General features: G+C 66.5%; 22 protein-coding genes. All 22 read right to left on the bottom strand.

Annotated features, from left to right (window positions below; translation table 11 throughout):
- Positions 1 to 3 precede the first annotated feature (3 nt).
- Positions 4 to 909, bottom strand: a complete 906-nt coding sequence (locus FKR81_RS36240) for a MerR family transcriptional regulator (RefSeq protein WP_146358736.1) — start codon at positions 907 to 909, stop codon at positions 4 to 6.
- Positions 910 to 953: 44 nt separating this feature from the next.
- On the bottom strand, positions 954 to 1,736 hold the full coding sequence (truA, locus tag FKR81_RS36235; RefSeq protein ID WP_186763377.1) for a tRNA pseudouridine(38-40) synthase TruA: 783 nt from the start codon (positions 1,734 to 1,736) through the stop codon (positions 954 to 956).
- A 53-nt stretch (positions 1,737 to 1,789) separates the two neighbouring features.
- Positions 1,790 to 2,341 carry a 50S ribosomal protein L17 gene (rplQ, locus tag FKR81_RS36230; protein ID WP_146358734.1) on the bottom strand — a complete coding sequence of 184 codons (552 nt, stop codon included), beginning with the start codon at positions 2,339 to 2,341 and terminating at the stop codon, positions 1,790 to 1,792.
- Positions 2,342 to 2,389: 48 nt separating this feature from the next.
- The gene (locus tag FKR81_RS36225) at positions 2,390 to 3,445 is read right to left on the bottom strand and encodes a DNA-directed RNA polymerase subunit alpha (RefSeq protein WP_146358733.1); all 1,056 of its coding nucleotides are present in this window, start codon (positions 3,443 to 3,445) and stop codon (positions 2,390 to 2,392) included.
- A gap of 148 nt (positions 3,446 to 3,593) precedes the next feature.
- Positions 3,594 to 4,199 carry a 30S ribosomal protein S4 gene (rpsD, locus tag FKR81_RS36220; protein ID WP_089949065.1) on the bottom strand — a complete coding sequence of 202 codons (606 nt, stop codon included), beginning with the start codon at positions 4,197 to 4,199 and terminating at the stop codon, positions 3,594 to 3,596.
- A 23-nt stretch (positions 4,200 to 4,222) separates the two neighbouring features.
- Positions 4,223 to 4,630, bottom strand: a complete 408-nt coding sequence (gene rpsK, locus FKR81_RS36215; protein ID WP_146358732.1) for a 30S ribosomal protein S11 — start codon at positions 4,628 to 4,630, stop codon at positions 4,223 to 4,225.
- A gap of 39 nt (positions 4,631 to 4,669) precedes the next feature.
- Complete coding sequence (gene rpsM, locus FKR81_RS36210) at positions 4,670 to 5,050, bottom strand: 30S ribosomal protein S13 (RefSeq protein WP_146358771.1); 381 nt, start codon at positions 5,048 to 5,050, stop codon at positions 4,670 to 4,672.
- Positions 5,051 to 5,267: 217 nt separating this feature from the next.
- Positions 5,268 to 5,381, bottom strand: coding sequence for a 50S ribosomal protein L36 (rpmJ, locus tag FKR81_RS36205; RefSeq protein WP_010148647.1), 114 nt, complete (start codon positions 5,379 to 5,381; stop codon positions 5,268 to 5,270).
- A gap of 25 nt (positions 5,382 to 5,406) precedes the next feature.
- A complete protein-coding gene (gene infA, locus FKR81_RS36200) occupies positions 5,407 to 5,628 on the bottom strand; it encodes a translation initiation factor IF-1 (RefSeq protein WP_005166804.1) in 222 nt (73 codons plus the stop codon).
- Between the two features lie 196 nt (positions 5,629 to 5,824).
- A complete protein-coding gene (gene map / locus FKR81_RS36195; RefSeq protein ID WP_146358731.1) occupies positions 5,825 to 6,598 on the bottom strand; it encodes a type I methionyl aminopeptidase in 774 nt (257 codons plus the stop codon).
- A gap of 56 nt (positions 6,599 to 6,654) precedes the next feature.
- Positions 6,655 to 7,212 (bottom strand): adenylate kinase, encoded by a 558-nt coding sequence (locus tag FKR81_RS36190; protein WP_146358730.1) that lies wholly within the window; start codon positions 7,210 to 7,212, stop codon positions 6,655 to 6,657.
- Positions 7,212 to 8,519, bottom strand: coding sequence for a preprotein translocase subunit SecY (secY, locus tag FKR81_RS36185; RefSeq protein ID WP_146358770.1), 1,308 nt, complete (start codon positions 8,517 to 8,519; stop codon positions 7,212 to 7,214). Before secY ends, FKR81_RS36190 begins: the two co-directional genes overlap by 1 nt.
- Before the next feature lie 1,463 nt (positions 8,520 to 9,982).
- The gene (rplO, locus tag FKR81_RS36180; protein WP_146358729.1) at positions 9,983 to 10,426 is read right to left on the bottom strand and encodes a 50S ribosomal protein L15; all 444 of its coding nucleotides are present in this window, start codon (positions 10,424 to 10,426) and stop codon (positions 9,983 to 9,985) included.
- The gene (rpmD, locus tag FKR81_RS36175) at positions 10,423 to 10,608 is read right to left on the bottom strand and encodes a 50S ribosomal protein L30 (RefSeq protein WP_146358728.1); all 186 of its coding nucleotides are present in this window, start codon (positions 10,606 to 10,608) and stop codon (positions 10,423 to 10,425) included. Before rpmD ends, rplO begins: the two co-directional genes overlap by 4 nt.
- Before the next feature lies 1 nt (position 10,609).
- Positions 10,610 to 11,218, bottom strand: coding sequence for a 30S ribosomal protein S5 (rpsE, locus tag FKR81_RS36170; RefSeq protein WP_146358727.1), 609 nt, complete (start codon positions 11,216 to 11,218; stop codon positions 10,610 to 10,612).
- Between the two features lie 34 nt (positions 11,219 to 11,252).
- On the bottom strand, positions 11,253 to 11,651 hold the full coding sequence (rplR, locus tag FKR81_RS36165) for a 50S ribosomal protein L18 (protein ID WP_146358726.1): 399 nt from the start codon (positions 11,649 to 11,651) through the stop codon (positions 11,253 to 11,255).
- Position 11,652: 1 nt separating this feature from the next.
- Positions 11,653 to 12,192 (bottom strand): 50S ribosomal protein L6, encoded by a 540-nt coding sequence (rplF, locus tag FKR81_RS36160; RefSeq protein WP_146358725.1) that lies wholly within the window; start codon positions 12,190 to 12,192, stop codon positions 11,653 to 11,655.
- 16 nt (positions 12,193 to 12,208) lie between these two features.
- The gene (rpsH, locus tag FKR81_RS36155; RefSeq protein ID WP_146358724.1) at positions 12,209 to 12,607 is read right to left on the bottom strand and encodes a 30S ribosomal protein S8; all 399 of its coding nucleotides are present in this window, start codon (positions 12,605 to 12,607) and stop codon (positions 12,209 to 12,211) included.
- Between the two features lie 100 nt (positions 12,608 to 12,707).
- Positions 12,708 to 12,893: a type Z 30S ribosomal protein S14 gene (locus tag FKR81_RS36150; RefSeq protein WP_121224918.1), complete on the bottom strand. Its 186-nt coding sequence runs from the start codon at positions 12,891 to 12,893 to the stop codon at positions 12,708 to 12,710.
- Positions 12,894 to 12,897: 4 nt separating this feature from the next.
- The gene (rplE, locus tag FKR81_RS36145; RefSeq protein WP_146358723.1) at positions 12,898 to 13,461 is read right to left on the bottom strand and encodes a 50S ribosomal protein L5; all 564 of its coding nucleotides are present in this window, start codon (positions 13,459 to 13,461) and stop codon (positions 12,898 to 12,900) included.
- 2 nt (positions 13,462 to 13,463) lie between these two features.
- Complete coding sequence (gene rplX, locus FKR81_RS36140; RefSeq protein WP_146358722.1) at positions 13,464 to 13,778, bottom strand: 50S ribosomal protein L24; 315 nt, start codon at positions 13,776 to 13,778, stop codon at positions 13,464 to 13,466.
- Positions 13,779 to 13,780: 2 nt separating this feature from the next.
- Positions 13,781 to 14,149, bottom strand: a complete 369-nt coding sequence (gene rplN / locus FKR81_RS36135) for a 50S ribosomal protein L14 (RefSeq protein ID WP_146358721.1) — start codon at positions 14,147 to 14,149, stop codon at positions 13,781 to 13,783.
- Between the last annotated feature and the right edge of the window lie 26 nt (positions 14,150 to 14,175).

The following is a 14,175-nucleotide window of genomic DNA, read 5'->3' as shown; positions in this document are numbered from 1 at the left end:
GTCTCACCCTCGAGGAGCCCCCGTTCCCCCAGACGGGGGCTCCCGCCTTTCTGCGATCGCATGGATCAGCCAGTCGAACGCCGGTGCCGCGCTCTCCGGCTCCGGCCAACCGTTGATCACGGCCAGCAGCCGCAGGTAGCGCTCCCGGCGCGGGTCGTTCGCATCCTCCAGCCACTCCAGCAGCCCGTGCGGGCACCGGGCCCTGACGGCCGCGACGACCGGGTCGGCCTCGGGTGCGGCAGGCGCGATGCCGGCGGCCACGGCCTGAGCGACCCTCTCCCGGATCTCACCGCCCAGATCGCGGCGTAGCGCAGATCCGTCGTGCTGGTCCGCCAGTCGCCTCATGAGGGCCTGGAAACCTGGGTCCTGCGCGAGCTCGGCCAACTCGACCCACGCCTCGACCTGCTCAGCGCTCGGTTCATCCGGCAGTTCCGGTGTCATCGTGCGGGCGATTCCCGCAAACGCTTCCCTCCCGCCGAACGCGACTCCGAGGAACTCGTCGACGAGCCGCGTGCGTTCGTCCGCGGAAAGCCTGGCCAGCCTGTGCACGAATGCCATCTCCTCGGGTGTCGAGGCCCCGCGCTTGACCGTCGCCAGCAACACCGCGCGCCGCAGCAGCAGCACGCGGATCTGCACGTCCAACGCTTCGGCGTGGGCCGCGGCGACGTCGGGTACCGAGATCTCCCTGTCCACGACCTTCCTGATCGTGGCGAGGTCCAGTCCCAGCTCGCGCAACGTCCGGGCGAGCTCGAGGCGGGCGACGGCGTCAGCGGTGTAGCGGCGGTAGCCGGCGGGGCTGCGGTCGGCGGGCGGCACGATCCCGCGATCCGAGTACAACCGGACGGTCTTGACCGGCAGTCCGGTCAGCCGGGCCAGGTCACCGATCGAGTGGAGCGCGTCGCCGTGCATGCACCCACCCTCAACCCTCCCCCTGCGGGAGACTCAAGCCCCGGTCAGAGCGTGCGCACCCGGCGGGTCAGCTCGGAGCGGGCGGCGAGGTCCGCGTCGGCCGGGTAGTCGACCCGGACGAGGCACAGGCCGTGCGGCGGGGCGACGGTCACCTGGCTGGACCGCTCGTGCAGCGACAGCAGCGTGGCGGGCCAGGAGGCCGGCTTGCGGCCCTCACCGACCGCCAGGAGCGCGCCGACGAGCGAGCGCACCATCGAGTGGCAGAACGCGTCCGCGGAGACGTGCGCGGTCAGCACGTCGCCGTCCCGCCGCCACTCCAGGCGCTGCAGCTCGCGGATCGTCGTGGCGCCCTCGCGGCGTTTGCAGAACGCGCAGAAGTCGTGTTCCCCCAGCAGCAGCGCGGAAGCCTCGTTGATCGCGTCCAGCGACAGCTTCCGGGGCCAGGAGAGGGTGTCCAGGCGGCGCAGCGGGTGCGCGCCGTGGACGGCGTCGGTCACCCGGTACTCGTAGTGCCTGCGCAGAGCGGAGAAGCGGGCGTCGAACTCGGGCGGCACGACGCGCGCGGAGAACACCCGGACGTCGGCGGGCAGCGCGCGGGCCAGCCGGTGCGGGAACTTCTCGAAGTCCACGGTGGACGGCAGGTCGGCGTGCGCGACCTGGCCGGAGGCGTGCACTCCGGCGTCGGTGCGGCCGGCGACGGTCAGCTGCACGTCCTCGCGCAGCACCATCGACAGCGTGTCCTCGAGGACACCGCAGACCGTGCGGCGTTCGGGCTGCCTGGCCCAGCCGGAGAAGTCCGTGCCGTCGTAGGCCAGGTCGAAGCGCACACGAACGAGCCCGCCGTCCCCAGGGGGAACGACGGGCTCGTCAGCAGTACGAGTCAGGACTCGTCCTTCTTGGCCTCGGCGGCCTCGTCGGACTTCTCCTCGGCCTCGACGGCCTCGGCGGTCGGCTCGCCGTCAACCTCGACGGCGTCCTCGACCTTGTCCTCGACGACCTCGGCAGCCGGAGCGGCCTTGGTCTCGTCCTTGGCGAACTTGGTCTTCTTCGCGGCCTCGGCCTCGGTGGAGACCAGCTTCTGCGACACCAGCTCGATGATGGCCATGGGGGCGTTGTCGCCCTTGCGCGCCAGCGTCTTCGTGATGCGGGTGTAGCCGCCGCTGCGGTCGCTGAAGAAGGGACCGATCTCGGCGATCAGCTTGTGCACGACGTCCTTGTCGCGGATCACCTTCATGATCTCGCGACGGTTGTGCAGGTCACCGACCTTCGCCTTGCTGATCAGCTTCTCGGCGTAGGGCCGCAGCCGCTTGGCCTTGGCCTCAGTCGTCTTGATCTTGCCGTGCTCGAACAGCGCAGTGGCCAGGTTGGCCAGCAGCAGCCGCTCGTGAGCCGGCGACCCGCCGAGGCGGGGACCCTTGGTAGGGGTGGGCATCGCGTGCTCCTAGATAACTGAAAGAGATCCTCTGCTCTGGCTAGAGCCTCAGAGCTGCTCGGTCTCCGCGTAGTCCTGACCGTCGTCGTGGTGGTCCAGACCGCTGTCTGCACCCCACGCCTCGGACGGGTGGTAGTCCGAAGCGGCGGCGGAGGGGTCGAACCCAGGAGGGCTGTCCTTGAGCGCCAAGCCGAGGCCGACGAGCTTCATCTTGACCTCGTCGATCGACTTCGCACCGAAGTTGCGGATGTCCAGCAGGTCCGCCTCGCTGCGCGAAACCAGCTCGCCGACGGTGTGGATGCCTTCCCGCTTGAGGCAGTTGTAGGAACGGACCGTGAGGTCCAGATCCTCAATAGGCATCGCGAACGCGGCGATGGTGTCGGCTTCGGCAGGCGACGGGCCGATCTCGATGCCCTCGGCGTCGATGTTCAGCTCGCGAGCGAGGCCGAACAGCTCAACCAGGGTCTTGCCCGCGGAGGCAACAGCGTCCCTCGGCGTGATGGACGGCTTCGTCTCCACGTCGAGGATCAGCTTGTCGAAGTCGGTCCGCTGCTCGACACGAGTCGCCTCGACCTTGTACGTCACCTTCATGACGGGCGAGTAGATCGAGTCAACGGGGATGCGGCCGATCTCGGCACCGGCCTGCTTGTTCTGGACGGCGGGGACGTAGCCGCGACCGCGCTCGACGACGAGCTCGATCTCCAGCTTGCCCTTCCCGTTCAGGGTGGCGATGTGCAGGTCCGGGTTGTGCACGGTGACACCGGCCGGAGGCACGATGTCGCCCGCGGTCACCACGCCGGGGCCCTGCTTGCGCAGGTACATGGTCACCGGCTCGTCCTCTTCGGACGAGACGACGAGCTCCTTGAGGTTCAGGATGACGTCGGTGACGTCCTCCTTCACACCCGGAACCGTGGTGAACTCGTGCAGCACGCCGTCGATCCGGATGCTCGTGACAGCAGCACCGGGGATGGACGACAGCAGCGTGCGGCGGATCGAGTTGCCGAGGGTGTAACCGAAACCCGGCTCCAGCGGTTCGATGACGAACCGGGAACGGGTGTCGGAGACCGCTTCCTCGCCGAGCGAGGGGCGCTGGGAAATCAGCACTGGGTTCTTCCTCTCCTAAACGACGCCCACTATTTGACGCCGTCAAGACGCCGGCGCGGAGACCGGCAAACGCGTTCGGCACATCCTGAGTGCCGACGCGGGACCCGATCGGAGGGGCAGTCCACAAGGGACCGCCCCTCCGAGAGGATCACTTCGAGTAGAGCTCGACGATGAGCTGCTCGGTGACAGGCGTGTCGATCTGCGCGCGCTCGGGCAGCTGGTGCACGAGGATGCGCAGGTTCGAGGGAACGACCTGCAGCCAAGCCGGAATCGGACGGTCACCGAAGGACGCGCGAGCAGCCTCGAAGGGCAGCGTCGGCATGGACTTCGGCTTGACGTCGATGATGTCGAACTTCGACACCTGGTAGCTCGGGATGTTCACCTTGTGGCCGTTGACCAGGAAGTGACCGTGAGCGACCAGCTGACGAGCCTGGCGACGCGTGCGGGCGAGGCCCGCGCGGTACACCACGTTGTCGAGGCGAGCCTCGAGGATCTGGAGCAGGTTCTCGCCGGTCTTGCCCGGACGGCGAACCGCTTCCTTGTAGTAGCGGACGAACTGCTTCTCAAGGACGCCGTAGGTGTAGCGAGCCTTCTGCTTCTCCTGGAGCTGCAGCAGGTACTCGGACTCCTTGACCCGGCCGCGGCCGTGCTGGCCGGGCGGGTAGGGGCGGCGCTCGAACGCCTGGTCCCCACCGACGAGGTCAACCTTGAGGCGACGCGAGATGCGCGTCGCAGGTCCCGTGTAACGAGCCATGTGTGCTTACTCCTCCCCGTGCCTCAGACCCGGCGCCGCTTGGGCGGGCGGCAGCCGTTGTGGGGCTGCGGGGTCACGTCCTGGATGGTGCCGACCTCGAGACCGGCGGCCTGCAGCGAACGGATCGCGGTCTCACGGCCGGAGCCGGGACCCTTGACGAACACGTCCACCTTGCGCACGCCGTGCTCGGCGGCCTTGCGGGCGGCGTTCTCGGCAGCCATCTGCGCCGCGAACGGCGTGGACTTGCGCGAGCCCTTGAAGCCCACGTGGCCTGCGGACGCCCAGCTGATCACGTTGCCCATCGGGTCGGTGATCGACACGATGGTGTTGTTGAACGTGCTCTTGATGTGCGCCTGGCCGTGCGAGATGTTCTTCTTTTCCTTGCGCCGGACCTTCTTGACCCCGGCGCCCGTGCGGGACTTGGGTGGCATTGCTTGATGAACTCCTAAGTCGATGGGTGCGACGAGGTCTTACTTCTTGCCGGCCTTCTTCTTGCCGGCCACGGTCTTCTTCGGACCCTTGCGGGTACGCGCATTGGTCTTGGTGCGCTGACCGCGGACGGGCAGGTTGCGACGGTGGCGAAGACCCTCGTAGCAGCCGATCTCCATCTTGCGACGGATGTCGGCCTGAACCTCACGACGGAGGTCACCCTCGACCTTGAAGTTGTTCTCGATGTAGTCCCGCAGCTTGGCGAGGTCGTCGTCACTCAGGTCCTTGACGCGCAGGTCAGGGGAGATCTGGGTGGCGGTGAGCAGCTCCTTGGAGCGCGTGCGACCGATACCGAAGATGTAGGTGAGCGCGATCTCCATCCGCTTTTCGCGGGGAAGATCGACGCCAGCGAGTCGTGCCATACGGCAATAGCTCCTGTCGATGTTCTTCCAGGTCTGCTCCTCGCCCACTTCCGGGACTGACTCGCTGTGTCGTTCCGGCTGCTTTCACAACCGGTGTCCCGGCCCCGGCCTGGAATCCGGGGGTGTCCCCGGCGTGCTCAGAGCACGCCGGGTAGGTGCGAGGAGGTATCTGTTCTGCGTCGGCAGAGACCTGTCGACGAGTGCAGAAGGGGGATGATCAGCCCTGACGCTGCTTGTGACGCAGGTTCTCGCAGATCACCATGACCCGACCGTGACGGCGGATCACCTTGCACTTGTCGCAGATCTTCTTGACGCTCGGCTGAACCTTCACGCCTGAGATCTCCTGCTGGTGGAGGTCACTTGTAGCGGTAGACGATGCGCCCGCGGGACAGGTCGTAGGGCGAGAGCTCCACGACAACCCGGTCCTCAGGGAGGATGCGGATGTAGTGCTGTCGCATCTTGCCGCTGATGTGCGCGAGCACCTTGTGACCGTTCTCCAACTCGACTCGGAACATCGCGTTGGGGAGCGGCTCGACTACGCGGCCCTCGACCTCAATGGCCCCGTCCTTCTTGCCCATGTCCTCCGCGTTTCGTGACGGTGATATCAACGTGGGCGCGCGTGTGACCCCGACTCCGAAGACATGACGGAACCGGCGCGACAGGTGCGCCACCCGACCAGTGTACGCAGTCGGGCTCCGCAACCCAAATCGGGGGCCCAATGTCAAGGAGGGGAGCTCGCACGCGGCGAACTCCCCTCCTTGTGAGTGACGTGGGTTACTCCTCGGGGGCGGTCAACACCCAGGGACCCTCTTCGGTGATGGCGACGCTGTGCTCCCAGTGGGCGGCACGGGTTCCGTCGGCCGTGACGACCGTCCAGCCGTCCTCGAGCTCCACGGAGTCGTCGGTGCCGAGTGACAGCATCGGCTCGATGGCGATCGCCATGCCGGGCTTGAGGCGCGGCCCCTTGCCGGGCTTGCCGTAGTTCGGCAGGAACGGGTCCATGTGCATCTTGGTGCCGATGCCGTGGCCGCCGTAGTCCGCGACGATGCCGTACTCGACGCCGTCGCGCTCGGACGCCTCGACGGCCGCGGTCTCGATGGCGAACGAGATGTCGGTCAGCCTGCCGCCGGCCAGTGCGGCCTTGATGCCGGCGAGCATCGACTCGCGGGTCGCGTCGGAGAGCTTCTGGTCCGCGGGCGACAGCGTGCCGACGCCGACGCTGACGGCGGAGTCGCCGTGCCAGCCGTCGAGGATGGCGCCGCAGTCGATCGAGATCAGGTCGCCCTCGGCGAGCACCTGCTTGGAGCTGGGGATGCCGTGGACGATCTGCTCGTTGACGGACGCGCAGATGCTCGCCGGGAAGCCGTTGTAGCCCTTGAACGACGGGATGGCCCCGGCGTCGCGGATCGTCTGCTCGGCGAGCTCGTCCAGCTCCGCCGTGGTGACGCCGACCTTGACGTGGTCGACGACCGCGGCGAGCGTGCGCGCCACGACCAGCCCTGCGGCGCGCATCGCCTCGAGCTGGGCGCGGGTCTTGATCTCGATCATGCGTTCACGGCCGCCTGGGACAACCGCGCGGAGTCGGTCGAGAAGTCCACCACTGCTCACTTCTCGCCCAGCTCGCGCAGCGCCTTGAGCGCGCGCTCGCTGATCTCGTCGATCTCACCGACGGCGTCGATGGTGAGCACCTTGTCCGCGTAGTAGTCGAGCAGCGGCGCCGTCTCGTTGCGGTAGACCTGCTGGCGGTGCCGGATGACCTCTTCCTTGTCATCCGTCCGCCCACGTGCGAGCAACCGCTCGACGACGACGTCCTCGTCGACGCGGAACTCGATCACCGCGTCCAGCGCGTGGTCCTGTGCGGCCAGGATCTCGCCGAGCACGTTCGCCTGTGCGACGTTGCGCGGGAACCCGTCGAGCAGGAAGCCGTTGTCGGTGTCCGCCTCGGCGAGCCGCTCGCGCACCATCTCGTTGGTGATCGCGTCCGGCACGAGCGCACCGGCGTCGAGGATGTCCTGCACCTCTCGGCCGAGCTCGGTCTGCTGGCTGATGTGGGACCGGAAGAGGTCGCCCGTCGAGATGTGCGGCACGCCGAGCTTGCTGCTCAGCACTTCGGCCTGGGTGCCCTTGCCCGCGCCTGGCGGGCCAACGAGAACGAGTCGCACTAGCGGAGGAACCCTTCGTAATTGCGCTGCATGAGCTGGCTCTCGATCTGCTTCACGGTGTCGAGACCGACGCCGACCATGATCAGAACCGCGGTACCACCGAACGGGAAGTTCTGGTTCTGGCCGTCACCGGTCAGGTCCAGGAACAGGTTCGGCAGGATCGCCACAATGCCCAGGTAGAGCGAGCCGGGCAGCGTGATGCGCCCGAGCACGAACTTCAGGTACTCGGCAGTGGGACGACCGGGACGGATGCCGGGGATGAACCCGCCGAACTTCTTCATCTCGTCAGCACGCTCGTCCGGGTTGAACGTGATGCCGACGTAGAAGTACGTGAAGAAGACGATCAGCAGGAAGTACGCCGAGATGTGGACCCAGCTGGACTGCTTGACCAGGTAGGTCTGCACGAACGTCGCGAACCAGTTGGGCTCGGCGGCGTTCGACTGCGTGAGGCGGACGATCAGGTCCGGCAGGTACAGCAGCGAAGAAGCGAAGATGACCGGGATGACACCGGCCTGGTTCACCTTGAGAGGCAGGTAGGTCGAGGTGCCGCCGTACATGCGGCGGCCGATCATGCGCTTGGCGTACTGCACCGGGATGCGACGCTGCGCCTGCTCGACGTAGATGACGCTGGCGATGATGACGAGAGCGGCGATCACGACGAGCGTGAAGGTCACGCCACCCTTGGCGAGGATGTTCTGGCCCTCGGGCACGATCCGGGCGGCGATACCGGTGAAGATCAGCAACGACATGCCGTTGCCGATGCCCTTCTCCGTGATGAGCTCGCCGAGCCACATGATCACGCTGGTGCCGGCCGTCATCGTGACGACGAGGACGACCAGGTTGAACACGCTCTGGTCCGGAATGACCGGCACGGAGCAGTCACCGAAGAGCTGGCCGCGCACCGCGAGAGCGATGAGGCCGGTGGACTGCAGGATCGCGAGACCGATGGTCAGGTAACGCGTGTACTGCGTCAACTTGCCCTGACCGGCCTGGCCTTCCTTCTTCAGCTGCTCGAACCGCGGGATGACCACGGTGAGCAGCTGGATGATGATGCTCGCGGTGATGTAGGGCATGATGCCCAGCGCGAAGATCGAGAGGTTCAGCAGCGCGCCGCCGCTGAAGAGGTTGATCAGCGAGTAAACGCCTTCGCCCTCGACCTGGCTCACACACTCCTTGACGTTCTTGAAGGACACGCCCGGCGCGGGCATGGTCGCACCAAGCCGGTACACAATCACGATCCCGAGCGTGAAAAGGATCTTCTTGCGTAGATCCGGCGTCGCGAGAGCCGAGCGGAATGCGCCGAGCACGCGAACCTCCTGAACGTTGCCGGCCCGCTGGGAGCCGACATCATGCGGTAGATGGCGATCGAGGTAGGTAGCCACGACCGAGCGACCCGGAGGACATCCGGGTTCAGCCCGCGACTTTAACAGTCCACGGGCACCTGTTCGCACCCAGTCGTCAATCACAGGTTGTAGACCGTTGATCTCTGACCCACCAGCTAGGCCGAACGGGCTAGAAACCGTCTTGCACAGCCACACTACGCAGCCGTTTCGCTATCCGCGAACGTTTCGGCCAAACGCTTGGCAACCCGCTGCCAGACCGCCCACCGACGACCGTCGAATGACCAACTCGACAGCCCCGAACGGCCACCCACTTCGCGCTGAGCGCGCACCACGCGGGCACTGAGACAGCCGACACACGGCCACCGACCCGACGACTCGCCGAGCCCGCACTGACGACTCGCCGAGACCTCGCTTGGGGAGCTGGCGCAGCGCTCCGGACTCGGGGGCTGGGTGTGCTCGCGCAGGCGTCCCCTGTGTCTGAGAACCCCCCGACTCGATGCTGCCAGGCGGCACCGACAATCCCCGGCCCTCACAGCCGCACCAACCCCAACTCGGGTGCGGGAGCCTGCATCTCCTGCGGCGCAGCAGGGGGGAAGGCGTGGAAGCGGAATGCCCGGCGCGGCGGAACGCGAGCCTCAGGGTGCGGGAGCGTGCAGCTCGCGCGGCTCGGTAGGGGGAAACCTGCGGAAGCGGATGCTCGCATGGCAGAACGCGAGCCACGGGCACGGGGCACGTGCAGTTGGTGCGGCGCAGCATGGGACTCGGTGTGGAAGCGGAATGCTCACGCAGGCGTCCCCGCACAAGAGAACCCCCCGAGTCGATGCTCTCAGCCAGCACCGACACTCCCCGCCCCTGAACCGCACCAACCCACTACTTCAGGCAGCGAAGCGATGCTCGCGTGGCCGAGCACGGCACTGGGGTGCGCCAGTGGGCAACTCCTGCGGCACAACGTGGCTCCCGCGAGCGAAGCGAAGCCAGCGCGCCAGGGGACCCACCTCCCAACCGGCAGAAGCGAGGGCGGGCCACACCCCAACCGGCACGAACCAAGCGAGCACCAGCCAAACCGGCGCGAACCAAGCGAGCACAGCGAAAACCGGCAGATACCAAAAGAAAAGAGCGCCCGCCGCACTCCCAACCCACGCACCGCCAACCGGGCGCGGCCCCCGAGCACAAACCGGCAGCCAAATGATCCCAAGCATCCGAAGGGCAGGGGGTGGGGAGGTCCTCGCTGATCAGGCGCAGCCTGGCCATAGTTCTGAGTCCCCGTCAAGGCAGCTTTTCCGCCTTGACGGGGACTCAGAACTATGGCGACCTCTGGTGATCAGCGAGGACCTCCCCACCCCACCACCAAAAGCCCACAAAACGGCCCAGCACAAGCAGAAGGGCCCTGGAGCGCAAAGCTCCAGGGCCCTTCTCAGACGAAAAGATCAGAGCACGGTGGTGGTGCCACCGGCGCCGGCGATCTTCTCCACGGCGGAGCCGGAGAACTTGTTGGCGACGACGTCCAGCTTCACGCCGGCGATGTCACCGTCTCCGAGAACCTTGACGGGCTCGCCCTTGCGGACGAGACCGGCCAGCACCAGGGCCGCGATGTCGACCGAACCACCCTCGGGGAAGGTGGCCGCGATGTCGCCGACGTTGACGACCTGGTACTCGGTGCGGAACGGGTTCTTGAAGCCCTTGAGCTTCGGGAGCCGCATGTGCAGCGGCATCTGGCCACCCTCGAAGCGCGGCGAGACGTTCTTGCGAGCGCCCGTGCCCTTCGTACCGCGGCCAGCCGTCTTGCCCTTGGAGCCTTCACCACGACCAACGCGGGTCTTGGCGGTCTTGGCTCCGGGGGCGGGACGCAGGTCGTGGATCTTGATGGTCACGACTTGACCTCCTCGACCTCGACCAGGTGACGCACGGTGTGAATCAGACCGAGCACCTGGGGAGAGTCATCACGCACAACCGACTGGCGGATCTTGCGGAGCCCGAGGGTCCGCAGCGACTCGCGGTGGTTGCGCTTCGTACCGATGCCGCTCTTCACCTGAGTGATCTTGAGCTGTGCCATGTCACGCCCCCTGGCCCGCGCGAGCGCGGATCATGCCGGCGGGTGCGACGTCCTCGAGGGGCAGGCCACGGCGGGCCGCGACCTCCTCGGGACGCTGCAGACCCTTCAGGGCCGCAACGGTGGCGTGCACGATGTTGATCGCGTTGTCGCTACCCAGCGACTTCGAGAGAACGTCGTGAACGCCGGCGCACTCCAGCACGGCGCGGACAGCGCCACCGGCGATGACACCCGTACCGGCCGAGGCCGGACGGAGCAGCACCACACCGGCTGCCTTCTCACCCTGGATGGGGTGCGGGATGGTGCCGCCGATGCGAGGAACGCGGAAGAAGTTCTTCTTCGCCTCCTCGACACCCTTGGCGATGGCCGCGGGAACTTCCTTGGCCTTGCCGTAGCCGACGCCCACCATGCCGTCACCGTCACCAACGACCACGAGGGCCGTGAAGCTGAAGCGACGACCACCCTTGACCACCTTGGACACGCGGTTGATCGCAACCACGCGCTCGAGGTGGGGGGTCTTCTCCTGGGCCGCGCCGCCGCGGCCGCCATCGCGACGGTCGCGGCGCTCTCCGCGCTCGCCCCCGCCGCCTTCGCGACGCGTGCGTCCTGGCATCAGGCGTCCCTCTCAATTCCAGTGATGTGCATTGTCAGAACTCCAGCCCCGCCTCGCGAGCAGCGTCCGCCAGAGCGGCGATCCGGCCGTGGTACGCGTTGCCACCGCGGTCGAAGACGACCGCCGAGACACCGGCGTCCTTGGCGCGGGCCGCGGCCAGCTGACCGACCTTGGTCGCGCGGGCCTTCTTGTCGCCGTCCAGCGCGCGGACGTCCGCCTCCATGGAGGAAGCAGCCGCCAGGGTGTGCCCCTTCAGGTCGTCGATGATCTGCACGGTGATGTGCTTCGACGAACGGTGCACGACCATGCGCGGACGCTCGGCGGTCCCGTTGACCTTCTTGCGAAGGCGGAAGTGGCGACGGGCCTTGGCGACACGGCGAGTGGTCGAGATGTCCTTGCCCACAGGCTTGCGCTTGGTTGCAGTCTCGCTCATGTCACTTACCCGTCTTTCCGACCTTGCGGCGGATCTTCTCGCCCGAGTACCGCACACCCTTGCCCTTGTAGGGGTCGGGCTTCCGCAGCTTGCGGATGTTGGCGGCGACCTCACCGACCAGCTGCTTGTCGATGCCGGCGACGGAGAAGCGGGTCGGGGTCTCCACTGCGAAGGTGATGCCCTCAGGGGCGTCGACCTTCACCGGGTGGCTGAAACCGAGCGCGAACTCGAGGGAGTTGCCCTTGAGCGCGACGCGGTAACCAACGCCGTGGATTTCCAACTTCTTCTCGTAACCCTGGGTCACGCCGACGACCATGTTGTGCACCAGGGTGCGCGACAGGCCGTGGAGCGCGCGACTGCGACGCTCGTCGTTCGGACGCTTGACCTCGAGGGTCCCGTCTTCCGCCTTCTCGACGAAGATCGGCTCAGCGACGACCAGGCTCAGGGTGCCCTTCGGGCCCTTGATGCTGATGTCCTGGCCTGCGATGTTCACGTCGACCCCTGAGGGGACGACGATCGCCATCTTTCCGATGCGCGACATGCCTAGTCCCCCTTCCTCACCAGACGTAGGCGAGGACTTCTCCGCCCACGCCTGACTTGTTGGCCTGGCGGTCGGTCATGAGACCACCAGAGGTCGAAATGATCGCGACGCCCAGCCCACCGAGAACTCGCGGCAGGTTCGTGGACTTCGCGTACACGCGCAGGCCGGGCTTGGACACCCGGCGCAGGCCTGCAATGCTGCGCTCCCGGTTCGGGCCGAACTTCAGCTCGATCACCAGGTTCTTGGCCACATCGCCCTGCTCGTCGCGGTAGGAGCTGATGTAGCCCTCGCGCTTGAGGATCTCGGCGATGTTCGCCTTCAACTTGGAGTGCGGCATCACGACCTTGTCGTGGTATGCCGAGTTCGCGTTCCGCAGACGCGTCAACATGTCTGCGATCGGGTCGGTCATCGTCATGGTGACCTGGTCAACCTTTCTCGCTGCGGTTCCGTGTCCCAGGGTCCGAATCGGTCGTGGGGTGGCCTACAGCGAAGCTGTTCACTCTTGGAAACTGGAACTACCAGCTGGACTTGCTGACACCGGGGAGCTCACCGCGGTGAGCCATCTCCCGGAGGCAGATCCGGCAGAGGCCGAACTTGCGGAACACCGAGTGCGGACGCCCGCAGCGCTGGCACCGGGTGTAACCGCGAACCTTGAACTTCGGCTTCTTCGCGGCCTTGTTGATCAACGCCTTCTTGGCCATCGACTCAGTTCTCCTTGAACGGGAAGCCCAGGAGCTTCAGCAGCGCCCGGCCCTCCTCGTCGTTCGTGGCGGTGGTGACGACGGTGATGTCCATGCCGCGGGGACGGTCAATCGCGTCCGGGTCGATCTCGTGGAACATCGACTGCTCGTTCAGACCGAACGTGTAGTTGCCGTTGCCGTCGAACTGCTTGCCCGACAGGCCGCGGAAGTCGCGGATACGGGGCAACGCGATCGTCAGCAGACGGTCGAGGAACTCCCACATGCGGTCGCCGCGCAGCGTGACGCGCGCACCGATCGGCATGCCCTCACGCAGCTTGAACTGAGCGATGGACTTGCGGGCCTTGCGGACCTCGGGACGCTGACCGGTGATGATCGAGAGGTCCTTGACGGCGCCCTCGATCAGCTTGCCGTCACGGGCGGCGTCGCCGACACCCATGTTGACGACGACCTTCACCACGCCGGGGATCTGCATCACGTTGGCGTAGTTGAACTGCTCGTTCAACTGGCCGGTGATCTCGGCGCGGTAGCGGGTCTTCAGCCGCGGGATGATCTTCTCAGAAGTGGTCATGATCAGATGTCCTTCCCGTTACGACGGGAAATGCGGACCCGCTTGCCCTCGTCGTTGCTCCGGTAACCAACACGCGACGGCTTGCCGTCCGAGTCGACCACCATCACGTTGGAGACGTGGATGGGCGCTTCCTGGGTCACGATGCCACCGGACTGCGCGCCACGCTGGGTCTGCGTGATCCGGGTGTGCTTCTTGATCCGGTTGACGCCCTCGACCAGCACCTTGTTGGTGTCGGGGTAGGCCATGATGACCTTGCCCTTGGCGCCCTTGTCCTTGCCGGCGATGACGACGACCGTGTCGCCCTTCTTCACCTTCATGGTCAGAGCACCTCCGGTGCGAGCGAGATGATCTTCATGAACTTCTTGTCGCGAAGCTCGCGACCGACCGGGCCGAAGATGCGCGTTCCGCGCGGCTCGTTGTCGGGCTTGATGAGCACCGCAGCGTTCTCGTCGAAACGGATGTAGGAACCGTCGGGACGACGGCGCTCCTTCACCGTGCGGACGATGACCGCCTTGACGACGTCGCCCTTCTTCACGCCTGCGCCGGGGATCGCGTCCTTGACGGTGGCGACGATGATGTCGCCGATCCCGGCATAGCGGCGGCCCGAGCCACCGAGAACACGGATGCAAAGGATTTCCTTCGCACCGGTGTTGTCGGCGACGCGAAGCCGCGACTCCTGCTGAATCACTTACTTGCTCCTGACCATTCCTGGCC

It is taken from the genome of Lentzea tibetensis (assembly GCF_007845675.1).
Classification (GTDB): Bacteria; Actinomycetota; Actinomycetes; order Mycobacteriales; family Pseudonocardiaceae; genus Lentzea; species Lentzea tibetensis.
Note: the sequence above shows the minus strand (reverse complement) of the source record. Positions and strands in the feature narration are given on the sequence as shown.

Excerpts from the sequence above, each read along its gene's own strand:
- FKR81_RS36240 (WP_146358736.1), bottom strand. The coding sequence starts at position 909 with ATGCACGGCGACGCGCTCCACTCGATCGGTGACCTGGCCCGGCTGACC.
- rplQ (WP_146358734.1), bottom strand. The coding sequence starts at position 2,341 with ATGCCCACCCCTACCAAGGGTCCCCGCCTCGGCGGGTCGCCGGCTCAC.
- rpsD (WP_089949065.1), bottom strand. The coding sequence starts at position 4,199 with ATGGCTCGTTACACGGGACCTGCGACGCGCATCTCGCGTCGCCTCAAG.
- rpsK (WP_146358732.1), bottom strand. The coding sequence starts at position 4,630 with ATGCCACCCAAGTCCCGCACGGGCGCCGGGGTCAAGAAGGTCCGGCGC.
- rpsM (WP_146358771.1), bottom strand. The coding sequence starts at position 5,050 with ATGGCACGACTCGCTGGCGTCGATCTTCCCCGCGAAAAGCGGATGGAG.
- infA (WP_005166804.1), bottom strand. The coding sequence starts at position 5,628 with ATGGGCAAGAAGGACGGGGCCATTGAGGTCGAGGGCCGCGTAGTCGAG.
- map (WP_146358731.1), bottom strand. The coding sequence starts at position 6,598 with ATGATCGAGATCAAGACCCGCGCCCAGCTCGAGGCGATGCGCGCCGCA.
- rpmD (WP_146358728.1), bottom strand. The coding sequence starts at position 10,608 with ATGGCACAGCTCAAGATCACTCAGGTGAAGAGCGGCATCGGTACGAAG.
- rpsE (WP_146358727.1), bottom strand. The coding sequence starts at position 11,218 with ATGCCAGGACGCACGCGTCGCGAAGGCGGCGGGGGCGAGCGCGGAGAG.
- rplR (WP_146358726.1), bottom strand. The coding sequence starts at position 11,651 with ATGAGCGAGACTGCAACCAAGCGCAAGCCTGTGGGCAAGGACATCTCG.
- rplF (WP_146358725.1), bottom strand. The coding sequence starts at position 12,192 with ATGTCGCGCATCGGAAAGATGGCGATCGTCGTCCCCTCAGGGGTCGAC.
- rpsH (WP_146358724.1), bottom strand. The coding sequence starts at position 12,607 with ATGACGATGACCGACCCGATCGCAGACATGTTGACGCGTCTGCGGAAC.
- FKR81_RS36150 (WP_121224918.1), bottom strand. The coding sequence starts at position 12,893 with ATGGCCAAGAAGGCGTTGATCAACAAGGCCGCGAAGAAGCCGAAGTTC.
- rplE (WP_146358723.1), bottom strand. The coding sequence starts at position 13,461 with ATGACCACTTCTGAGAAGATCATCCCGCGGCTGAAGACCCGCTACCGC.
- rplX (WP_146358722.1), bottom strand. The coding sequence starts at position 13,778 with ATGAAGGTGAAGAAGGGCGACACGGTCGTCGTCATCGCCGGCAAGGAC.